Genomic DNA, 18,467 nt, shown 5'->3' on the forward strand with positions numbered 1-18,467 from the left:
ATTACTAATTAATTTTAGTTTTTCACTTTTTATTATGTTATTTTTTTGTTTTTTATATTAGTACCATAAAAGGTTAATTCCATTTTCCTTACATGTTTTTACTATTTCCGGTGTCCATACAGAAGCTTGAACTTCTCCAATGTGGGCTTTTTGCAATAAAAACATGCAGATTCTTGATTGTCCGATTCCTCCACCGATTGTTAATGGTAATTCATCGTTTAGAAGCATTTTGTGGAAATTAAGATTTTTTCTTTCTTCCAGGTTTAATTCTTTTAATTGATGTTCTAATGCGGCTTTGTCAACACGGATTCCCATTGAAGATAATTCTAATGATCTATCTAAAACTGGATTCCACATAATTAGATCTCCGTTTAGTTCCCAGTCATCGTAATCTGGGGCACGTCCATCGTGTCTTTTTCCAGAATTTAACACTTTTCCGATTTGCATAATGAAGATTGCCTTGTGTTCTTTTGCAAATTTGTCTTCTCTTTCATTTGGAGTTAATTCAGGATATAAATCTTCTAATTCTTGAGAAGTAATAAAAGTAACTTCTTTTGGCAAGAATTTTTCAAATTTTTCAAATTTTTCAGTCAATTCTTTTTCTGTATTTAAAAAGGCTTGATATATTTTTTTTACAGTTGCTTTTAAAAAGTCAATATTTCTATCTTCTTTTGAAATAACTTTTTCCCAGTCCCATTGGTCAACGTAAATTGAATGCATATTATCTAAATCTTCATCTCTTCTGATGGCATTCATATCTGTATAAATACCTTTTCCTTCTTCAACGCCATATTGCTTCAATGCGATTCTTTTCCATTTTGCAAGTGAATGTACAATTTCCAATGTTACATCTGGCATTTCCTTCATTTCAAAAGCCACAGGACGTTCAACGCCATTCAAATTATCATTAATCCCAACAGACTTTCTAACAAACATAGGTGCTGAAATTCTTGTTAAGTCTAATGCTTTTGCAAGTTCTCTCTCAAAACAGTCTTTTGCAGCTTTTATTGCAATTTCTGTTTCCATGATTCCATATTTTGGATCATAATTTTTTGGAATTATAGTTTTTGACATATACTCTCCTTCTTTCTCAATTTTTATTCTACCTATAGATGTTATCAAAATTATTATCTATTGTCAAATTTTTTTAAATTGAGCCTGTTTAAGTTATTTTTTAAAGAAATAATCCTTTTTTCTATTTTTTTAAATGGGATTTAGTATAAAATATTGTTTTTTAGTATTAATATTTGAATTAGTTATAAATATATATTGTAATGATTATAAGAGATGTGTATTTTATTAAAGTTTTTTCCGAGACCTAGAAGCTCTTTAAAATATGGGAATCCCGTAGATATGTATATTTGTCATTTTATAAAATTATGTACAAAAATGTATAATTTTTTAACAGTAGTATACAGGTAATATACAAGAAAAGTTAAAAAAAAGCCGGGATAATTCCCAGCAATTTAATTTAATTTATTTTTTCCAATTCTTTTCTCATCTTTTCAATATTAGTATGTGTATATCTCTTAGTCATGCTTATGTTGGTGTGCCCAATCATTCCAGTTATGGCACTCTCATTATTTGACACATCGGTTATCATTGTAGCAAAGGTGTGTCTGGTATCGTGTATAGTGTGCTCCATTCCTAATTTGGACATTATCATTTCAAATTCATTTTTCCGGAAATTGTTGTATACATAATAATTTTTTCCCGTTTTGTTAGGAATGAGATATTCTGTTTTGTTTTCCATCCGTTTAATTACAAGTGGAAGTATTTTTGGGTGTATCGGAATTATACGGTTTTTTCCTGCTTCGGTCTTGCTTCCTCCAGTAATTATGTTTTTTGTCAAATCCACATTTGACTTTGGAAGTTTCAGAAGTTCATTTACCCTCATGCCGGTGTAAATTAATATAAGTATGACATCCGTATATCTTAGTTCCTTAATGTTATCCCAGAGCAGCGATATTTCTTCTTCAGTAAATATCTTCCTAACTATTTTAGCCTTATGCTTAGGAAGTTTAATAAATTTGCTGTAGTCCTTGCTTATTATATCCATTTCCATAGCCTGCTCAAAAATCATGTTTATATAGGATCTTACACGTTTAAGAGTTCCGGTTGCTAAGGAAAGGCTGTCAATAAAGTTTTGAAGCTCCACCGCTTTAATACTGCTTATCTTCTTATTGTGTAAAGGTTCCAAATAGTTATAGTATGTTCTGTATGTCTTCATAGTTCCTGCTTCTATTCGGTTTTCTTTTTTCTTCATGCACATATCCATTACCTCTTTCAACGTTATGTCGGCTAAATGGACATCGTATGGGTTGATGTTGTATTCAGCAAGGGCCTGCATAGCCGCTTTCCTGTTTTCAAAATATCCTATATATTTAAAAATTTGTTTTCCTTTATCGTTATAGCCAATTGTAATTCTGGCACCAAAAGGCTTTCTTCTTTTTCCACCTAGTTTTATAACGGATCCATATCCATTTGGATTTTTCATAAAAAAATCACACTCCTTAGTATTGAATTTTAAAAGGTTGTGTGATATACTTCTATTGGTGTTTGTGAGTATATCACATTACTTAGCCCCTATTGCCGTAGGGGTTATTTTTATATCTTAAGTTTTTCAATAGTTACAAAATCTTTAAATCCTAGTTTTTGTGCTTCTTCATCTGTTTTATTTGGACATAACTGTTTTAATCCTTTTTTTATTCCACCACCAGGAAAATCTGCATTAATTTTAAAAACTAAATATTCCATTACAACAACAGTTAATGCAATTTTGTTAGTCGTTGTTTTATTTTTTAAATCATATATATGTAATTTGCTTAACATTTCAGGAATTTTAATTTTTGGCTTTGTAGTAAATTCAACATCTATGATATTAGAATTATGAGCAGATAAATTTCTAGTGAGACGTATATTTTTTATCCAGCTTTCAAACTGATCTAAGTCTACTCCATGTATAGTTGCTATTTCTCTTCTGTATTTTTGATTTAATAATGTATACAAATCAACAACATCACCTAAAGTAAGTAAATCAATGACTAGCCATATAGGAAGTTCGTTGGGATAATTCTTTTTATATTTTGTTATAATTTTACTTTTTGTTTCATATCCTAAAAGGGCAAATTTCCTTTTAAATTCTTTTTCTTTGTGAGAAATATAATACTGGCAGTATCTGTTTTTGTCAGTCCATTTTTTAAAATCCAAATATCCGAAAGCTCCAAAATCACGCCCTAAGATGTAGGATATATTCGTTTTTAAAGATATTTCAATTTTCTCAGTAATTCTTAGGAAATATAATCTTAAATTTTTATCCCAATAAAAACGGTGAATGATGTCCTCAAAATACACATCATCTTTGTAATTTTCATTTTCATCCATAAATGGAAGGGAAAACTCTTTGATTTTATAATAATTTATAAACTTAAGTTTGTATTCAGCCTTTTCTTTTCCTTCTCTAAATTTCATTCCTCGTTTTTCAAACAGTTCTACCTGCTCTTTAAAAGTTAGATGTTTTCCATTATAGGTATTGCTCATTCTTTTTTCTCCTTAAAAAAAAAAACCTTTGCGTAGGCCGGAACCCTGTACTATTTAAAGTACTGCAAAGGTATTGATATACTTTATTGTACTTTATAATTTATAAATTGTCAAGTATTATTTTAAATTTTCATTTTTTTTACACTCTCCTATATAATAGTTTTGTAATTTTTTTCATTTTTTTACACAACTTTTTATAGTTTTGTATTTTTAATCTTAATAAATCGTATCATTAGTAGGATAAAGATTTTCCATTTTTCTGACTTCTTCAATAAATCCTGTGTAATGACTGAAGTACTTCTCATTGTAATAATATGAGGTTGTATCATTGGTAAAGTTGTAGACAATTTTGTAAAGCATGTAAGTATCCCCATAATCAGGATTATACATATAAAGTCTTATATTTACATTTTCTGGAATTAAATCCCCTTTTCTTTGGCTTAATTTCACTTCATCGAACATTCCAATTTTCTTTACAAATGTGTTAAATGCATTGACTGCTTCATCTAAACTCAGTGATTTAGCATTAATGTCATTAAGCATTAATCCTATGTCAATATCATTTTCATCGTTACTTCGCCAGTAAGCCATTAGAGTGTCGTTGTTATCACAGTAGACTTTACTGGTAAGGTTATGCTTTTTAATTATGCCGATGTACTTCTTTAAAGTTTGATTGGGTTCACTTACCCAGTTGCAAGTATTTGAAAAGCTCAAACAAGATAAAAGTATAAAAAGTAAGATTTTTTTCAAAAGTTATTTCCCCTTTCTGTGAATTAAATTTCAAAATAGTTTTTCAAACTTAATTTATGAAAAAGTTTTTTATTTCATTTTTATATTTTTAATTTTATAAGTTCGTATTTTGTATTATTTTTCATTTCATTTAATTCTTTATAAGTGTAAGGTGCATAGATATAAATAAAATTTTTTCTTGCTTTATTGATAATTTTATGTATATCATCTGGAGCTGTTATGTATAAAAATACGACATCAACAGAATGGTTTAAAGTATCATTTTTTAAGATACGATACATTGTTACATTATTTGGAAAAGTAAATTCTTTATCTTTAATAAAACTATTTACATTTTTTGATCCAATAAGTTCTTTAATTCTAGTTATATAAATCATTTGTTTTGTAAAAACTGTAAAATTAAAATCTTTTTTTAAAATGGTTAGTATATAGTTTATACAATCATCTATATTTTGATTAAAATCTAATCCATCAGCACTATTTAGATTATCTTTATTTTCAAAATAATATATTTTTATTTTTTCCATTTTATATATCATTCCTTTACTATTACTATTTCTTTTTTTCAATTTTCAAAGCTATATCATCTCTGTATAATTAAGAATTACTATTGAGATTTAGGATTTTCTGCACTCTCCATTAATTTTTCTTCCTCAGTTTTTTCATTTTCTATTCCGTAAAGATATTTTTCTGCTTTTTGTATTATATCTTTATAATTTTCAGGATGTTTTGCTTTCATAAGAGGTTCAGCTTCTTTTTTAGCTTTTTTTAAGTCGTCTCCAGAATCTTGTAGTGCTTCAATAATTTGTAAATATTCTAGAAAATCTTTTTTATTTTCAGGAGTTAATTGTTCAGTTCTTTGTAAGATTTTCATATATTTGGTTGCACCTTTTTCCATTTTCCATTGAGCGTGAGTTCCTATAAGACGTTTATTTATAAAATCTTCATCGCTGTAGGCAACTATAATAATATTATCATTTAAAAAATTTTTTCTTTTTTTTAGTTGAATATCCATTATAGTTTTATAAATTTCATCGTGAGTGGCTGTTTCTGGGACATAAACTTGTATAATGTATTCTCCAGTTTCCTGATTTTTTATAATTCTAGGTTCAAAACCTTGTTTTTTTGGTGCTTCTTCATTTGTTTTTTCGACTTGTTTATCAACTTTACGTTCTGGTGATGTTTCTTTGCTTTCTTCATCTCCACATGATACAATTAAAACTCCTAAACATAAAAACAATAATAATTTTTTCATAAAAATATTTTTCCTTTATTATTTCATAATTTCTTTCATTTTTTCATTCATATTTTTCATATTAACAGTTTTATAATATTTAAGGCTTTCAATTAAATATTGAGATTTTGTATATCTGTTATCTTTTAATTTTATTAATCCGTATCCTTTAAATTTTCGTCGGTTTCCGTTAAATGTGCCATAATATTTTCTATTTTCATCAAAAATATAGTTATTATTATTGTTTCCAACTACAATTACATTGGATTCGATGATATTTAGAAATTCTTCTTCAGATAATTCATTATGTAGAATTCCAAATTTTTCGGTTAATTCATCATCTGTAAAATCTCGATATTCGTAGTATGGTTCATCAAATCCCCATTGATTTTCTCTAGTTCCTAAATTTTCGGAGTAATAAAATTTCATACCATTTATTATTTTACTTACTTTTTCTCCTATTTTAGCTTTGATAAAATCTTCAAAAAAATCTCCAATATCACTATCTTCAAGCCAGTTATACAAGACTTCTAATTTTTCTTTTGCATTTTCAGTTGAATCATCTAAATTAGTTAAATCACCTTCGATTAACTGAAATCTATGTTTGCAATATTGCATTCTTCTACCTGCAGGACAACCACAACCACTGTGTATATCCCTAGAGTTTTCTTCTTTCCAAAAAGCGACTCTATAAGGTTTTTTTCCAGAGCCTTTTACATAAAATACTAAAACTATTTCTTTGTTTTCTTCCATAAAAATTATTCTCCATTCTATCTATAAATATTTTTCTAATTTTTTCAATAATTTTCTATCTAACTCCGTTAAATCGTAATTGTAAATATCCTTGTTGTTAAATATTAAAGTTGCAGCAAATTCGTTTGCTTCATGTTCAATTTGGCTTGTTCTGGAAAGAAGTTTTTCATTTTCATAAATATAGATACAGCTTCATTGAATGATTGCTGTCCGTGTCCTAGTTCGTGGCTACATACTATTCGTTTGGATAAGTAGGGAAGTTTGATGTTGATGAAAATTGTTTTTTCATTTCCAATACAAGTGTATAAACCTAGCCAAGATGAAAAATCGGAATAGATAATTTTTATTCCTTGATGTTCTGCAATTTTAAAAGGATTATCAGTTCCATATTTTTTAATTAGAGTTTTTGCCAACTTTTTAAAATTTGTTTTATGCATAAATTCACTTTATCTCTTCTTGTTTGGTTTTTTCAAAAGTTTCTTTTCTTTTTGGATTTCTTTTATACTTTTTTTAGGTGTTGGAAGTTCTTCAGGTTTTGTCCCGCTAATTTCAATCATAACTTCTCTTACTTTTTTTCCTATATTGAAATGAGTATTATTTGCTATTTCTTCTCCTTGAATATCTCCTTTTTTCAATCTTTCTTCTGTCTGAGTTATTCTAAAATAATTAGCTGCCAATTCTGTTGAACCCATATGATCAAGGATATGTTCTTTTTCTTTTAAATTTTTTCTTTTTTTTATATCTCCGGCTGTTTCTCCATTGTACAATCCTTGATAACCAGAATTCTGGAATTTTGCAAAATTCTGAACGCCGACATTTTGAGCTTCAAATGCCAATTTTTTATTAAAGTCCCTTACATCTTCTCTTAGTTTTAATCTTCTGTCATCTTCTGAAAGTTCTTTAAAATCAGTTTCAGCAATTTCTTGCTTTCTTGTTTGAATGGCAAAGTATTGTTGTCCTAATGCAATGGCTTTTTTTCTTGGATTACCATTTTGTACAAGTATATAGCAAGCATATCTTGTCAGTTTATAATCTTCTATAGTTTTTTTTGAAATTCCCGCTTCTACGATTTTGATGTCAACATCAAAATGGTCGGAAACCTTAATATTACTATTTTCTAATGAAGTTATAGATTTATTAATTAATTTTTCAAAATTTCTCCAATTTGTATATTCCAATATTGTCATCAATTCTCTTGCATACCAAAATTCAACACCATTTTCATCAATATGTTTTATTTCTTCAAACATTTTTTCAGTATATATTTTTACATTCATACTTAAATACTAATCCCCCTATCAATTAAATAATTATTTCTTATTCTCTCTCTGCTTTATTAATATGTCTATAACAGCACGTTTAAATACAGCCATATCGTGTTCATCATCAACATCATTGAAAAATAGTTGCTTATTTACTCCAGTAACTTTTTCAAATTCTGCAAGTTCTTCTGGAGTTAAGACTGATGTGTCTACAAAATATGGATTTGAATTTTTTTCATTTTCTTTGTATCCCATTAAATATTCGGGAGATACTTTTAAAACTTTTGCAAATTCTTTTAATTTAGAAAGTGTTAAATCAACTTTCCCTTTTTCAATTTTAGTAATAGAGGAACGATCTGAATATCCAGTTAATTTTGATAATTCTTCTTGAGTTATTTTTAATTCAATTCTTCTATTTTTTATTTTTTCTCCCATATTTGATAATAAATTATTTTTTTTCATTTTTTTTCTCCCTTTAATATATTGTTATTATACCCTTAAAGTGAAAAAAAAGCAACTTTTCTTTTAAAATTTTTAAATTAATGTTGACAATTATTCACTAATGTGGTATAACTTGATTGTGAATATAATTCAGCGAAAGTGAGGTGGATTTGTGAATTTAAAAAAAATAATAAAAGAGAAAGGATTAAAAACAGGATATTTAGCAGAAAAATTACATCTAAGTTATACATCATTAAAAAAGAAAATTCGTGGAGAAGTTGAATTTAAGACTACTGAAATAGCTTTACTAAAAGAAGAGTTAGGATTGACAAATGAAGAGATAAGTTCAATTTTTTTTGAAAAAAATAGTGAATATAATTCACTTAAATAAGAAGGGAGTGAGAGGATGGGATGAATGGAAATCGTTTTAGAGAAATACTGATAAAATTGAATGAATGTAATATAACATATCTTGAATGGGAAGAGTTAAAAAGAAAAATAGATGGTTTTTTTGAGAGAGAAAAACGGAAAATTGTACTTGATATGGATAAAATTGAAATAGTTGAAGTAAATGAAAAAGAGTACTATTGTCGTTAGCACTCTTTGAAAGTTATTATTGTGTTTGTGTGATATAGATTATTTGATTAATATTCAGGAAATAAACAAAATTACCTTCAATAATTCTTATAAAATTATGGTTATAAGATTCATCATTAATAATAATAACATCTTTAAATAATCTTTGAGAAGTTTGAATATCATAAAAGACACCATTTTCAATAAAATCAAAATGTTTTTCCACAGTTTAACCTCCTTCCAATTAGGGTAGTTAGATTATACCATAGAATATTTAAAAATGAATAAATTTTGAAGTAAGGGAGTGAGAGATGAAAAAAATAATTTTGATGATAACATCGGTTATAATTGTAACTTTGGTAGGAATTAAGGCTATATTGGATAGGAAAAAAGAGAAAGAAAAAGAAATTTTGCAACCTAAAAAATTATTATATGGTTATCCTTTGTTTTTTAAAAAGAAACGAAGGAAAAAAAGCAGTAAATATAGAAATTATAGTACAAGGGTAAGAACAAAAACGAAAAAGAAAGATAATATCGATGAAATAATAGTCACAGTATTAAAAGATATGGATGAAGAAAAAAAGAAAAATCGTACAAGATTCTATTAATTACATAAATTATTTGAAGGAGAATTTTAAGAATGGAAATTCACAATGTGGATACATTTTATTTGGCAACAGTAAATGAATCAAAAAAAGTTGCGGAAGAAATGATAAAAGAAAAATACAACCTAAAAAATGATTTAGTGATGATTGGATGGGCAGTTAGAATAAATAGCATTATAAATCAGATACAAGATGAAAAATTAAAGGAAAAAGCAGAAAATGACTGTGAAAAAATTTGGAATAAGTGGTATGAAAAAGTTCAAAAGGAACAGTTGATAAATAAAAATCTTGGAATATTAGATTTAGTATTAGAAAAATTAAAAAAGGGAAATTCTAAAGAATCGGGAGTTAATTAGGAAACAAAAAATGTCGTTAAGGGACTAGGTAATGAAAAAACAAACACCAAAAAAAATTAAGGGACGGCAATCCCGGAAAGGAAAAAACTATGGAAGTTTCAGAATCCTGGATAAGGAAACAGGCTACAAAATTGCAATTGACAATAAAGGAAGCCGCTGAATTTGTCGGAAAAGGTCAGCAATATGTAAGAGTAGGATTGCAGACAGGAAGACTTAAATTTGGAACGGCAGTACCCAAATTTAAAGATGAAAATGAAAAAGAAGCAAGAAGGAGAGCTGGGAAACGTAATTGGGACTACGATATTCAAAGAGTACATGTTGAAAGATATGTTGGAATAAGCTATAGAAAATTTTTGGAACTGAAATATGTGGTAGTAGCATAATAGGAAAGGGATGTGAATTTAAAATGAAATATGATGCTTTAGTAATGGTAAACAATCAAAACAGGGAAACAAGAAGAAAAATGGAAGAAAGAAAAATTAAGAATAGAATCAAGAAATTTGTAAGAAAGGTTGGACTATCAAAATGACGATCAGAGAAAAACTTGAGAAGGAAATGGACAAGGAAGAGGTTAAGAGATGGGAGGAAGAAAATGTTGAAAGCGAGGAATCTTATAAAAATAATATTCCTGGTAACAATGACAGTACTGGTTCAGTTAGAAGTGATTAGGGAAAAAGGACGTTGGGTTGCTGGTGGAAACTTAGCATTTCCAGTATTATTGGCGATATTGCTTTGGTGGCTATCTTATTTTAAAAAATGGAAATAGGAAGGAGCGAGATAATGGAATATAAAATGCTTGAAAGGGCAAAAAGAGAAAAATGGAGCTGGAGGAAAAAATGATATGAATAAAAATTAGGAATAGAGGATAAAAAATATGAAAACAAAGGAAGAAATTGGACTTGAAATTACAAAGTTAAATGTGAAACTTTATAAGCGCGTAAGAATTTCAGGATGGGATTCTGAAGCGGAAAAGATGAATGAAAAAGTAAAGATATTAAAATGGGTATTAGGAGGGAGTAAAAAGTGGAATTAAAAGAATTTAATAAAGTTTTTAGTGGTTTTGTTGTTTATTATGGAATAAAAGGAATGACATCTGAAAAGCTAGGTATCTATTATTTGGGATTAAGAGATTTAAGTATTGAACAATTGAGAGTGGCTTTTTCTAAAATGATAAAAAATAGAATAGAAAGGGAATTTCCAATGATAGTGGAAATAAGAAACGTGGCATTGGAAGGAAATTAATTGTTGGAGGATAAAAAATGTATATAAATTTGAGTGGAAATTATTATATTAAAAGTCAACCTAGATGTTTTGTAATTGGGTGTAAACAGAAAAATAAAAAAGGTGAGGTACAGTTTGTAGCGAAGTGGTACTTTGTGAGTCTTAGAGCTGGGCTGAGAGCTTGGATTGATGAAAAGCTGATAATGAGTAAGGCTAAAAGTTTTCAGGAGCTTAAAAACGATATACGGGCCTTGAATGATGAAATGGAAATATTAAGCAAATTTGAAGAAGAGGAAGAAATTGAATAAAAAAATGCCAGTGGAAAAACACTGACATAAAAGATCTAAAAAACACTTTCGTATTTTCAAAATTATTATATCACAAGTGAGAGAAAATGAAAAGAGAAAAAAATTTAATTTTAGAATATGGAGTGGGATCAGTAACATATACGGGTATAAGAAATTTTCAAATTCAGTATCCGTATATTGTTATTGACGGAGAAAATGTTAGTTTGGTAGGCGTAAAGTTTGTGAAATATAAGAATTTTATTGCTTGGAGAAATAGGAAAAATAAAATAAGGTAACTTGTTTATCGAAGGAGAGAAATATGGCTAAGTTTAGACAGATACAGACTGATTTTTGGAGCAATCCCTATGTTCAGGAAGAAATGACTCCCGAAGATAAGTTTTTTTATTTATACTTAATGACAAATGAAAAATCGACGCAGATAGGTATATATAAAATAACGAAAAAGCAAATAGCATTTGATATGGGATATTCAATTGAATCAGTGGGAAATTTATTGAAAAGATTTATGGAGCAACATAAATTGATTAAATATGATTCTGAAACACGGGAAATAATATTGCTTGAATGGGCAAAAACAAATCTTAATAAAGGCGGGAAACCTTTTGAGGATCTAATTTTAAGTGAACTGAAAGAAGTTAAACAAAAAGAATTTATAGAAATTATTTATCATCAGTGTGAAAAAGAGGAAATTAAGAAAATAATAGAAAAATATATTGATAATCCAAAATTGGGTGAGAAAAATTTGAAGTTAGAAAATAAAAATATTTCTGATAATTTAGATGATGAAAAAATAATTGAAGCAGAAATAGTAGATGAAAATACAGAAAAAGCTATTGGAAGTCCTAAAAATACTACTTTTGACGATACGTTGCACGAAATGTATAACGATAAGGGGGCAATAAATAATAATAATAAGAATAAATATAATAATAATTATATTAATAATAGTTATTATAATAATACAAGTGTCAAAAAAGAAAAAAATAATTTTTCTTTTGTGTGTGAAGAAATAAAAAATAAATGGATAGAAATTGCAAATACATTTGGACTATCTGGAACACGACTAAAAATAAATGAGAAACGTAAAAAATCAATAAAAACATTGCTTAAAGAATATACTATTGAGGAAATTTTTCAGGCAATGGACAAAATTTATGTTTCTAAATTTTTACAGGGAGATAATAAAAATAACTGGCAAATAACATTTGACTGGTTTATTAATAAAGCAAATCTATTAAAAGTGTTGGAAGGAAATTATGATGATAAAGTTAATACCGATTCTAGTCCTAAAAATACAAAAGAATATTATCAAAAATCTAATAATCAATTTACGGGAGTTACAGATGAAAGTATCGAGGATTTGATAGGAGGAATTATGCAATGATGACAAGAGATGAATTTAACAATGTCTTTAATTTGTTATGTACAAATTATCCAAATACAAAAAATCCAAACCAGTTAGGAAGCCTCTATTTTTTAGCATTAGGAAATGAATTAACCGCTAAGGAATTTATGAATGCTGTACTTAAAATCATAAAAACAAGCAAGGAAAAATTTATGCCACAAGTTGCTGAAATACTTGAATATGCAAAAAATAGGAATGTAGAAAATCAAGTTATTTTAGCTAAGAAAATGCTAAGAGCTGCTGTTTTGAAATATGGAAATAGTGGAATGATAAATTTTGAAGACAAGGGAGTTCATGCAATAGTGGATTATGTCGGTTGGAGAAGGATTTGCACTATGACATCTGAAGAATTTGATAACTTTTTGAAATGGGAATTTGATGGAATATACAAGGAATTTATAAAAAATCCTTATGAAACAAATGATTATTACACTGGTAATTATAAAATTATCGGACAGAAAAATCCTAAAAGAATTACTTATGAGAGCATAGGAGTAAAGAATACTCAAAATTTAGAATTTATACCGTTGGAATATAAAAATACTGCACAGATTGAAAATCAAGTTGATCTGTCTGAATTGAAAAATAAAATGTTGATAGGAGTGTAAAAATGATAATAAATAATTTAACTACAGAAGATATTAAATTTTTAAAAGAATTAAAACACGAATTGAATACACAAAGCAGTAGAATGACTGCTAATCCTAGAATGTATCAAGTTAGGCACGAAAAATTTCGGCCAGATGTGAATAGTGAAGGAAATTATTTTGAAGCAGTGTATGAAGGAGAATCATTAGGAATTTTTGAATATACTCTGGAAGATGTGGAAGAAGTTAAGTCAATATTAAGAGAAAGTGCTTATGATGATGAGGAAACTTTAAAGGAAATTAATGAGATTTGTTTGGAAAATTTGGATAATGAGAATATTGATTTTTGTTGTTATAATGGTAATTTTGAATATGTTTTTAATAATTCTTTTTTGACAGAAAAAGCCTGTAGAGAGCATATAGAGTGCAACAGACATCATTATAGAAATCCAGTTGACTATTTAAATTATGCTTTCAGAAATCCGGAAATGGAAAAGTTATTAAGAATACTGTCAAAAATAGAAATTAAGGAAGAATCGTAATGTTAAGAACACAAATTGAGAATAAGAAAATAAAAATATTTTATCCAATGAAAAAGATTGTTCCAGGAGTAAAGGAAGATCTGGAAAAAATATTAAATAATTATTCAGTAGAAATTGTTCCAATTAAAGCGATGACATTACAGCAGATGAGAATGATATATGCCTTGATAAATCAATTTTCTGAATATCTTGCAGGTGGTGGCAGCGAATATGGATATATGAAAGACATATTGAAAATATTTTTTGCAGAAAAATATGAAATTCCCAATTTTTCGTTAAGTCCTGATTCAATTGATACGTTAGATATTGATACTGCAAATAGATTTATTGAATATCTGATTGAGTTGGGCCTTGATTACAATGTGCCAATTGTGATTAAGGAAAAAAATGGGAGAAAAAGATTTGCAGCACAGATATATCCAGATACGGAAAAGTATGTTTATATTTGTTTGAAGAAGAGAATATGTGCGATATGTAATAAAAGTGAAGCTGATTTACATCACTATGATAATGTAAATTCAATAGGTGGATATTCACAATGTAATGGGCTAAAAACAAGATTTATGAGTTTATGTAGAGAACATCATAATCTTTTTCATTCAACGCCGATAAGTGAATTTGAAGAGAAATATCAAATACAAGGTATATGGTTAAATCCACAGAATGTATATGATTTATTAGAGATTTACCCAAATCATTTTAAATTATTTAGAAAAGAATACAAGGAGGGAAAATATGGAAATTTGGAGAGAAGTGAGTGAATTAAAAAATTTTTATAAATAAAAGATTATTTAATCTTTGAAGCAAGAAGGACAATGACAACTGAATATAATAACTGTGATAAATAATTTTGAAATTTTTATATTTTTAGGTATAATAAATATTATTAGAAACAGGAGGTAATTAATGAAATACAAGAAATTTAGAATAAGAAATTATAAAGCAATTAAAGATTTAACAATAGAACTGGGTAATCAAAATTTGATTCCAATTATAGGCTTGAATGAAACAGGAAAAAGTTCCATTTTACAAGCAATATTTGCATTTGATTGTTATAATGATAAACAGTATAATGGTGATTTTATAAATTTTGAATATATAAAAAATAAATTTGAAAACGGACAAAATCCTATTATTGAAGCAGAGATAGAAAATATAAATAAAAATGAATTGACAGAAAATGCTGTAGACTATATAATAGAAGAAAAAAAAGAACAATTTATTTCAGAAAGTATATATAAAAATGAAACTAGTTTTAATAAATCAAGATATTTAAGTTCTATTAAAGAGGTATTGCTTCCAAAAATAGAAAATATACTTTGTGATATTAAAGAGGACAATATATTGATTAGAAGAGAATTTTCGATTAATATGAATGGCGTTAGGGATAACAAATATAAAATTTTTAATTTGAAAATAGAAGAATTTGATGAAACAATTTTAGTAAATGGAATGTATGAAGAAAATAAGAAATTTTATATTTCAAAAGAAGAAATAGAGCAATTTATTGGAGAGACAATTTTAAAGTATTTACCTCACATAATATATATTGATGATTTTAGAGATAATATTCCAAATAAAATTGGGAAAAAACATGATTGGTATTTATACATTAAAGAAATATTTTTAAAAAATAATATGGACGTAAACAGTTTTATAAATAGTGCTTTGTCAGATAAAGGAACAATGCTGGAAGATATAAAATATGAACTTAATGAAAATTTAGCAGATTTGTGGGATAAGATGCATGAAAACAGAATCAAAGAAGAATTTAAAACAGTTGAAATCGATTTGAAATACGAGAATGAAGAATTTCAATTTTTAATAAATGATTTAAGAGAAAAAAGAGAAAATGGGAAACCAAGAACAGTAGTTTTTCCGGTAAGTATGAGATCAAAAGGATTTCAGTGGTTTTTTAATTTTTTTATAAAAATGAAATATAATTGGAAGCATATAAACAATGAAGAATATGGAAGTATTATTTTATTGGATGAACCTGGTGTATATTTACATACAACTTTTCAAACGGAATTGATAAAAATACTAAAAGAATTATCAAAAGTTAATAAGATATTTTACACGACACATTTGGAAAATATGGTTAATCCAAAAGTAATAAAAATAAACCAAATACATATAGCTAAAAGAAAAAATGAAAAAGTACTATTGGAAAGAATTACTAAAATTGAAGATAATAAAAATTTAGGGGAAATTACTCCAATAATAAATGCTCTAAAAATTAATAATTTCCCGTTATTACATTTCAATGAAAAAGTTATAATAACTGAAGGGATGACAGATAAGATATTTTTAGAAATGTTAAAAGAAATTGATTTGTTAGATAAAAATATAAAAGTCATTCCTGGAACAGGCGTTTCAAATCTTAGTACTTTGATAGGATTATTTATCGGTATAACAGAAAATTATACTGTAATTTTTGATAACGATAAAGCTGGAAGGGAATTTTTTGAAAAATATAAAATTGAGTATGGAGAAATTGAAAGTAAAAAATGGATATTACATAAATCAAGAGATAAAAAAGAAAATATAGTACTAGAAGATTATTATAGTGATAAAATGAAAGAAATTTTATTAAAATATCCAAATGGAATAAAAACAGGATTGATAGAGCTTTATTATTCTGAAAATGAGGAGAATAAAAAAGAATTTTTGGAAGAAATAAAAAAATTATATAATAGCAAACAAGACATTAGAGTATTAATTAATCAAATAAAGTCAAAACTTAATCACAGTTATTAATTTAGCTGTGATTTTTTAGTACAAGAAAAAATACAAAAAATTATGAGGGAACATTAAGAGTGAAAATTAAACTACATTGTCTAAAAATAAATGATAATGAAATAAAAACAACAGAATACAAGGAACTGGGAAAATTTGTAAGGAGAAACAGGAAAGATATAAAAGAAATTTTATGTTTTAGTTGGGAAATTCCAAAAAATAAATTGGAAAGAACCTTAGAGTATTCTGTTGAGAAATTGTATGAGTTGAAAAAGAAAGGAATATAGATTATGAATATAGTGATACTAATGGGAAGAATGGTAAGGAATCCAGAATTAAAATATACATCAAGTGGAAAAGCATATGCCAGCTTCACATTAGCTGTACAGAAAAATAAGAATGAGGCAGAATTTATTGACTGTATAGCTTGGGAAAAGACTGCTGAAACAATTGCTGAATATTTTAAAAAAGGTAGTAAAATTCTTATACAAGGACGTTTGAGTGTAAGTGATTATGAGAAAAATGGTGAAAAACGGAGATTTACAAGAGTATTAGTAAATAGTTTTGAATTTGTTGAAAGTAAAAACACTGTAAATAATCAAAGTAACAAAAATGATTATGATGAAACAGAAGATGATGAGGATTTTCCCTTTTAAGTATAAGAAAAATTTAATACATAATATAAAATTTTTAGAAGAAAATACAGACTGGTTTTCAAAAAAAATGTTGTTATTAAAACTGAAAACAGAATTGGTTTTGGGAAAACTTAAAAATGAAAAATGGATTGATGAAATAATAGAAACTATAGAAAATATATAGGAGGATAAATGGAACAATGGGAAAAATTAGTTAAGCTTGTAAAAGAGTTTTATATAACATTTGGACAACAGGAATTTTTGGAAAAAGAAATGACTAATGAAAGAATGGAATTAAGAAAAAAGTTGTTTGATGAAGAATTTAAAGAATATGAAGTGGCAGAAAAAAATAAGGATAGAGTAGAAATGTTAGATGCTGTTTGTGATATGTATTATATTCACATCGGGACACTACTTGAGAAAAATAAGGGTGATATAGAAAAGATTGCAAATAAAATATTTTTTTTGGGAGATAAAGAAACGGAGTATCTTTTTAAATTAGAAGTAAAAAATGGATTTGATGTAATTTTACCTGAAGCATTTGAAGAAGTTCATAAAAGCAATATGAGTAAACTTGGTAAAAATGGGAAACCAATATTTCGTGAAGATGGTAAGATAATAAAAGGGCCTGATTATTTTAGGCCAAATTTGAAACAGTTTATTACAAAATAAAATTTGAAAGGAAATATAAAAATGAGTAAAGAATTAAAAGTCACAGAAGAAATGATAGAAATTATAAATTCTTTAGTAAAAAAAGGATATAGTGATGATGATATCAGGAGGTATTATAGAATGATGGGAGAATTGTGTGCTGGAGCTGGTGCAATAAATGACACAAGTAAAGATAGTCAAAAAACGATTAATGAATTAATTGATATTGTTGAAACATTAAATAACAGAATAGAAAGTTTGGAAAATAGAATAAAAGTAAAAGTTTAATATTTGAATAATCAGGAGAAAAAGATGTTTAAAATATTATATTGTGAAGATGAATACAAATCAGTAATCACAAAAAATGTAGAAGAAGTACAAAGACTTATTACACAGACTGATATTAGACAAAGGTTGAATCCAAATAGACAAATGAATGTGTATAAAGTGAATTTTGATAGTAACAATTTGACAAATGATGAAGTTATAAATTTATTTGAGATTAGTAATTCAAAAAGAAGGGATAAACTTTTTGTAAAATTATATTAGGATTGGGAGAAAAGTATGAAAATACTGAGAGATAAGTTTTAAAGGAGAATCAAAAAATGGCAGAATTAAAAGAAGGTATTTTAAAACTTTTTAAGGAGCATTATGGGATGACAGCTGAAGAAGCTCAAGAATATTACAAGAAACAATTTGAAATAGTAAAGAAAACAGTAGTAAAAGAAGAGGTGGAATGGTTAAGGCGAGAATGCATGGATGTACTGGAGGAAATAAACAAAACAGGAAAAGTTCCTGAACTTATATTTTAAAGTTCAGTCGCAGAAAGTCGTTTTGGCTGGAAAAGTAGGTTTAAATATAG

The 18,467-nt window shown here is 27.0% G+C and carries 34 protein-coding genes; 23 read left to right on the top strand and 11 right to left on the bottom strand.

Translation table 11 applies throughout. The annotated features are described in order from the left end of the window. Positions 1-57 precede the first annotated feature (57 nt). From asnA to HW276_RS02140, 10 genes are all read right to left on the bottom strand, one after another. Positions 58-1,074 (bottom strand): aspartate--ammonia ligase, encoded by a 1,017-nt coding sequence (gene asnA / locus HW276_RS02095; RefSeq protein ID WP_178937216.1) that lies wholly within the window; start codon positions 1,072-1,074, stop codon positions 58-60. 397 nt (positions 1,075-1,471) lie between these two features. Further along, positions 1,472-2,497: a site-specific integrase gene (locus HW276_RS02100; protein ID WP_178937217.1), complete on the bottom strand. Its 1,026-nt coding sequence runs from the start codon at positions 2,495-2,497 to the stop codon at positions 1,472-1,474. Positions 2,498-2,607: 110 nt separating this feature from the next. After that, complete coding sequence (locus tag HW276_RS02105) at positions 2,608-3,540, bottom strand: Abi family protein (RefSeq protein ID WP_178937218.1); 933 nt, start codon at positions 3,538-3,540, stop codon at positions 2,608-2,610. A gap of 216 nt (positions 3,541-3,756) precedes the next feature. Next, the gene (locus HW276_RS02110) at positions 3,757-4,131 is read right to left on the bottom strand and encodes a hypothetical protein (RefSeq protein ID WP_178937219.1); all 375 of its coding nucleotides are present in this window, start codon (positions 4,129-4,131) and stop codon (positions 3,757-3,759) included. Between the two features lie 239 nt (positions 4,132-4,370). Next, a complete protein-coding gene (locus HW276_RS02115) occupies positions 4,371-4,817 on the bottom strand; it encodes a hypothetical protein (protein ID WP_178937220.1) in 447 nt (148 codons plus the stop codon). Between the two features lie 80 nt (positions 4,818-4,897). Then, a complete protein-coding gene (locus HW276_RS02120) occupies positions 4,898-5,545 on the bottom strand; it encodes a hypothetical protein (protein WP_178937221.1) in 648 nt (215 codons plus the stop codon). Between the two features lie 18 nt (positions 5,546-5,563). Next, entirely contained in the window at positions 5,564-6,277 is a 714-nt protein-coding gene (locus tag HW276_RS02125) for a hypothetical protein (protein WP_178937222.1), read from the bottom strand. A 104-nt stretch (positions 6,278-6,381) separates the two neighbouring features. Further along, the gene (locus HW276_RS02130) at positions 6,382-6,714 is read right to left on the bottom strand and encodes an ImmA/IrrE family metallo-endopeptidase (protein ID WP_178937223.1); all 333 of its coding nucleotides are present in this window, start codon (positions 6,712-6,714) and stop codon (positions 6,382-6,384) included. A gap of 9 nt (positions 6,715-6,723) precedes the next feature. Further along, a complete protein-coding gene (gene dinD / locus HW276_RS02135; protein ID WP_178937224.1) occupies positions 6,724-7,554 on the bottom strand; it encodes a DNA damage-inducible protein D in 831 nt (276 codons plus the stop codon). A 33-nt stretch (positions 7,555-7,587) separates the two neighbouring features. Then, complete coding sequence (locus HW276_RS02140; protein WP_178937225.1) at positions 7,588-8,001, bottom strand: helix-turn-helix domain-containing protein; 414 nt, start codon at positions 7,999-8,001, stop codon at positions 7,588-7,590. A 151-nt stretch (positions 8,002-8,152) separates the two neighbouring features. Here HW276_RS02140 and HW276_RS02145 point away from each other — a divergent pair, with 151 nt between their 5' ends. Together HW276_RS02145 and HW276_RS02150 are read left to right on the top strand one after the other, a co-directional pair. Beyond that, positions 8,153-8,371, top strand: coding sequence for a helix-turn-helix transcriptional regulator (locus HW276_RS02145; RefSeq protein ID WP_178937226.1), 219 nt, complete (start codon positions 8,153-8,155; stop codon positions 8,369-8,371). 20 nt (positions 8,372-8,391) lie between these two features. Further along, complete coding sequence (locus HW276_RS02150; protein ID WP_178937227.1) at positions 8,392-8,577, top strand: hypothetical protein; 186 nt, start codon at positions 8,392-8,394, stop codon at positions 8,575-8,577. 16 nt (positions 8,578-8,593) lie between these two features. On the opposite strand, the gene HW276_RS02155 is transcribed toward HW276_RS02150, so the two are convergent. Continuing rightward, on the bottom strand, positions 8,594-8,782 hold the full coding sequence (locus HW276_RS02155; RefSeq protein WP_178937228.1) for a hypothetical protein: 189 nt from the start codon (positions 8,780-8,782) through the stop codon (positions 8,594-8,596). Between the two features lie 85 nt (positions 8,783-8,867). On the opposite strand from HW276_RS02155, the gene HW276_RS02160 reads away from it, so the two are divergent. The 21 genes from HW276_RS02160 to HW276_RS02250 all read left to right on the top strand — a co-directional run bounded on the left by HW276_RS02160 (position 8,868) and on the right by HW276_RS02250 (position 18,417). Then, complete coding sequence (locus HW276_RS02160; protein ID WP_178937229.1) at positions 8,868-9,164, top strand: hypothetical protein; 297 nt, start codon at positions 8,868-8,870, stop codon at positions 9,162-9,164. 32 nt (positions 9,165-9,196) lie between these two features. Beyond that, positions 9,197-9,517, top strand: coding sequence for a hypothetical protein (locus HW276_RS02165; protein WP_178937230.1), 321 nt, complete (start codon positions 9,197-9,199; stop codon positions 9,515-9,517). Between the two features lie 89 nt (positions 9,518-9,606). Continuing rightward, entirely contained in the window at positions 9,607-9,900 is a 294-nt protein-coding gene (locus HW276_RS02170; RefSeq protein WP_178937231.1) for a hypothetical protein, read from the top strand. Positions 9,901-9,923: 23 nt separating this feature from the next. Beyond that, a complete protein-coding gene (locus tag HW276_RS11685) occupies positions 9,924-10,046 on the top strand; it encodes a hypothetical protein (protein WP_255460284.1) in 123 nt (40 codons plus the stop codon). Then, on the top strand, positions 10,043-10,186 hold the full coding sequence (locus tag HW276_RS02175) for a hypothetical protein (protein WP_178937232.1): 144 nt from the start codon (positions 10,043-10,045) through the stop codon (positions 10,184-10,186). The genes HW276_RS11685 and HW276_RS02175 overlap by 4 nt, the downstream gene beginning before the upstream one ends. Beyond that, on the top strand, positions 10,155-10,283 hold the full coding sequence (locus tag HW276_RS11690; RefSeq protein WP_255460285.1) for a hypothetical protein: 129 nt from the start codon (positions 10,155-10,157) through the stop codon (positions 10,281-10,283). Before HW276_RS02175 ends, HW276_RS11690 begins: the two co-directional genes overlap by 32 nt. 108 nt (positions 10,284-10,391) lie before the next feature. After that, entirely contained in the window at positions 10,392-10,550 is a 159-nt protein-coding gene (locus HW276_RS02180) for a hypothetical protein (RefSeq protein WP_178937233.1), read from the top strand. Further along, positions 10,541-10,759: a hypothetical protein gene (locus HW276_RS02185; RefSeq protein WP_178937234.1), complete on the top strand. Its 219-nt coding sequence runs from the start codon at positions 10,541-10,543 to the stop codon at positions 10,757-10,759. The genes HW276_RS02180 and HW276_RS02185 overlap by 10 nt, the downstream gene beginning before the upstream one ends. A gap of 17 nt (positions 10,760-10,776) precedes the next feature. Further along, positions 10,777-11,046 (top strand): hypothetical protein, encoded by a 270-nt coding sequence (locus tag HW276_RS02190; protein ID WP_178937235.1) that lies wholly within the window; start codon positions 10,777-10,779, stop codon positions 11,044-11,046. 86 nt (positions 11,047-11,132) lie between these two features. Continuing rightward, the gene (locus tag HW276_RS02195) at positions 11,133-11,321 is read left to right on the top strand and encodes a hypothetical protein (RefSeq protein WP_178937236.1); all 189 of its coding nucleotides are present in this window, start codon (positions 11,133-11,135) and stop codon (positions 11,319-11,321) included. Positions 11,322-11,344: 23 nt separating this feature from the next. After that, on the top strand, positions 11,345-12,430 hold the full coding sequence (locus HW276_RS02200; RefSeq protein ID WP_178937237.1) for a hypothetical protein: 1,086 nt from the start codon (positions 11,345-11,347) through the stop codon (positions 12,428-12,430). Beyond that, entirely contained in the window at positions 12,427-13,059 is a 633-nt protein-coding gene (locus HW276_RS02205; protein ID WP_178937238.1) for a hypothetical protein, read from the top strand. Before HW276_RS02200 ends, HW276_RS02205 begins: the two co-directional genes overlap by 4 nt. 2 nt (positions 13,060-13,061) lie before the next feature. Beyond that, complete coding sequence (locus HW276_RS02210) at positions 13,062-13,580, top strand: hypothetical protein (RefSeq protein ID WP_178937239.1); 519 nt, start codon at positions 13,062-13,064, stop codon at positions 13,578-13,580. Next, on the top strand, positions 13,580-14,341 hold the full coding sequence (locus tag HW276_RS02215; protein ID WP_178937240.1) for a putative HNHc nuclease: 762 nt from the start codon (positions 13,580-13,582) through the stop codon (positions 14,339-14,341). The genes HW276_RS02210 and HW276_RS02215 overlap by 1 nt, the downstream gene beginning before the upstream one ends. Before the next feature lie 145 nt (positions 14,342-14,486). Further along, a complete protein-coding gene (locus tag HW276_RS02220) occupies positions 14,487-16,340 on the top strand; it encodes an AAA family ATPase (protein ID WP_178937241.1) in 1,854 nt (617 codons plus the stop codon). A gap of 59 nt (positions 16,341-16,399) precedes the next feature. Continuing rightward, on the top strand, positions 16,400-16,606 hold the full coding sequence (locus HW276_RS02225; RefSeq protein ID WP_178937242.1) for a hypothetical protein: 207 nt from the start codon (positions 16,400-16,402) through the stop codon (positions 16,604-16,606). Positions 16,607-16,609: 3 nt separating this feature from the next. Continuing rightward, entirely contained in the window at positions 16,610-16,975 is a 366-nt protein-coding gene (locus HW276_RS02230; protein WP_178937243.1) for a single-stranded DNA-binding protein, read from the top strand. Positions 16,976-17,146: 171 nt separating this feature from the next. Beyond that, positions 17,147-17,626 carry a nucleoside triphosphate pyrophosphohydrolase family protein gene (locus tag HW276_RS02235; protein WP_178937244.1) on the top strand — a complete coding sequence of 160 codons (480 nt, stop codon included), beginning with the start codon at positions 17,147-17,149 and terminating at the stop codon, positions 17,624-17,626. Positions 17,627-17,647: 21 nt separating this feature from the next. Continuing rightward, positions 17,648-17,893 (top strand): hypothetical protein, encoded by a 246-nt coding sequence (locus tag HW276_RS02240; RefSeq protein WP_178937245.1) that lies wholly within the window; start codon positions 17,648-17,650, stop codon positions 17,891-17,893. 24 nt (positions 17,894-17,917) lie between these two features. Then, positions 17,918-18,154 (top strand): hypothetical protein, encoded by a 237-nt coding sequence (locus HW276_RS02245; RefSeq protein WP_178937246.1) that lies wholly within the window; start codon positions 17,918-17,920, stop codon positions 18,152-18,154. A 56-nt stretch (positions 18,155-18,210) separates the two neighbouring features. Continuing rightward, the gene (locus HW276_RS02250) at positions 18,211-18,417 is read left to right on the top strand and encodes a hypothetical protein (protein ID WP_178937247.1); all 207 of its coding nucleotides are present in this window, start codon (positions 18,211-18,213) and stop codon (positions 18,415-18,417) included. Positions 18,418-18,467: the final 50 nt, after the last annotated feature.

The sequence above is a fragment of the Leptotrichia sp. oral taxon 417 genome (genome assembly GCF_013394865.1).
In the GTDB taxonomy this organism is placed as follows: domain Bacteria; phylum Fusobacteriota; class Fusobacteriia; order Fusobacteriales; family Leptotrichiaceae; genus Leptotrichia; species Leptotrichia wadei_A.

Bases quoted from the DNA above. Each gene is read 5' to 3' on its own strand.
- asnA (WP_178937216.1), bottom strand. From the start codon at position 1,074: ATGTCAAAAACTATAATTCCAAAAAATTATGATCCAAAATATGGAATC.
- HW276_RS02100 (WP_178937217.1), bottom strand. From the start codon at position 2,497: ATGAAAAATCCAAATGGATATGGATCCGTTATAAAACTAGGTGGAAAA.
- HW276_RS02105 (WP_178937218.1), bottom strand. From the start codon at position 3,540: ATGAGCAATACCTATAATGGAAAACATCTAACTTTTAAAGAGCAGGTA.
- HW276_RS02110 (WP_178937219.1), bottom strand. From the start codon at position 4,131: ATGGCTTACTGGCGAAGTAACGATGAAAATGATATTGACATAGGATTA.
- HW276_RS02115 (WP_178937220.1), bottom strand. From the start codon at position 4,817: ATGGAAAAAATAAAAATATATTATTTTGAAAATAAAGATAATCTAAAT.
- HW276_RS02120 (WP_178937221.1), bottom strand. From the start codon at position 5,545: ATGAAAAAATTATTATTGTTTTTATGTTTAGGAGTTTTAATTGTATCA.
- HW276_RS02125 (WP_178937222.1), bottom strand. From the start codon at position 6,277: ATGGAAGAAAACAAAGAAATAGTTTTAGTATTTTATGTAAAAGGCTCT.
- HW276_RS02130 (WP_178937223.1), bottom strand. From the start codon at position 6,714: ATGCATAAAACAAATTTTAAAAAGTTGGCAAAAACTCTAATTAAAAAA.
- dinD (WP_178937224.1), bottom strand. From the start codon at position 7,554: ATGAATGTAAAAATATATACTGAAAAAATGTTTGAAGAAATAAAACAT.
- HW276_RS02140 (WP_178937225.1), bottom strand. From the start codon at position 8,001: ATGAAAAAAAATAATTTATTATCAAATATGGGAGAAAAAATAAAAAAT.
- HW276_RS02150 (WP_178937227.1), top strand. From the start codon at position 8,392: ATGAATGGAAATCGTTTTAGAGAAATACTGATAAAATTGAATGAATGT.
- HW276_RS02160 (WP_178937229.1), top strand. From the start codon at position 8,868: ATGAAAAAAATAATTTTGATGATAACATCGGTTATAATTGTAACTTTG.
- HW276_RS02165 (WP_178937230.1), top strand. From the start codon at position 9,197: ATGGAAATTCACAATGTGGATACATTTTATTTGGCAACAGTAAATGAA.
- HW276_RS02170 (WP_178937231.1), top strand. From the start codon at position 9,607: ATGGAAGTTTCAGAATCCTGGATAAGGAAACAGGCTACAAAATTGCAA.
- HW276_RS11685 (WP_255460284.1), top strand. From the start codon at position 9,924: ATGAAATATGATGCTTTAGTAATGGTAAACAATCAAAACAGGGAAACA.
- HW276_RS02175 (WP_178937232.1), top strand. From the start codon at position 10,043: ATGACGATCAGAGAAAAACTTGAGAAGGAAATGGACAAGGAAGAGGTT.
- HW276_RS11690 (WP_255460285.1), top strand. From the start codon at position 10,155: ATGACAGTACTGGTTCAGTTAGAAGTGATTAGGGAAAAAGGACGTTGG.
- HW276_RS02180 (WP_178937233.1), top strand. From the start codon at position 10,392: ATGAAAACAAAGGAAGAAATTGGACTTGAAATTACAAAGTTAAATGTG.
- HW276_RS02190 (WP_178937235.1), top strand. From the start codon at position 10,777: ATGTATATAAATTTGAGTGGAAATTATTATATTAAAAGTCAACCTAGA.
- HW276_RS02195 (WP_178937236.1), top strand. From the start codon at position 11,133: ATGAAAAGAGAAAAAAATTTAATTTTAGAATATGGAGTGGGATCAGTA.
- HW276_RS02200 (WP_178937237.1), top strand. From the start codon at position 11,345: ATGGCTAAGTTTAGACAGATACAGACTGATTTTTGGAGCAATCCCTAT.
- HW276_RS02205 (WP_178937238.1), top strand. From the start codon at position 12,427: ATGATGACAAGAGATGAATTTAACAATGTCTTTAATTTGTTATGTACA.
- HW276_RS02210 (WP_178937239.1), top strand. From the start codon at position 13,062: ATGATAATAAATAATTTAACTACAGAAGATATTAAATTTTTAAAAGAA.
- HW276_RS02215 (WP_178937240.1), top strand. From the start codon at position 13,580: ATGTTAAGAACACAAATTGAGAATAAGAAAATAAAAATATTTTATCCA.
- HW276_RS02220 (WP_178937241.1), top strand. From the start codon at position 14,487: ATGAAATACAAGAAATTTAGAATAAGAAATTATAAAGCAATTAAAGAT.
- HW276_RS02230 (WP_178937243.1), top strand. From the start codon at position 16,610: ATGAATATAGTGATACTAATGGGAAGAATGGTAAGGAATCCAGAATTA.
- HW276_RS02235 (WP_178937244.1), top strand. From the start codon at position 17,147: ATGGAACAATGGGAAAAATTAGTTAAGCTTGTAAAAGAGTTTTATATA.
- HW276_RS02240 (WP_178937245.1), top strand. From the start codon at position 17,648: ATGAGTAAAGAATTAAAAGTCACAGAAGAAATGATAGAAATTATAAAT.
- HW276_RS02245 (WP_178937246.1), top strand. From the start codon at position 17,918: ATGTTTAAAATATTATATTGTGAAGATGAATACAAATCAGTAATCACA.
- HW276_RS02250 (WP_178937247.1), top strand. From the start codon at position 18,211: ATGGCAGAATTAAAAGAAGGTATTTTAAAACTTTTTAAGGAGCATTAT.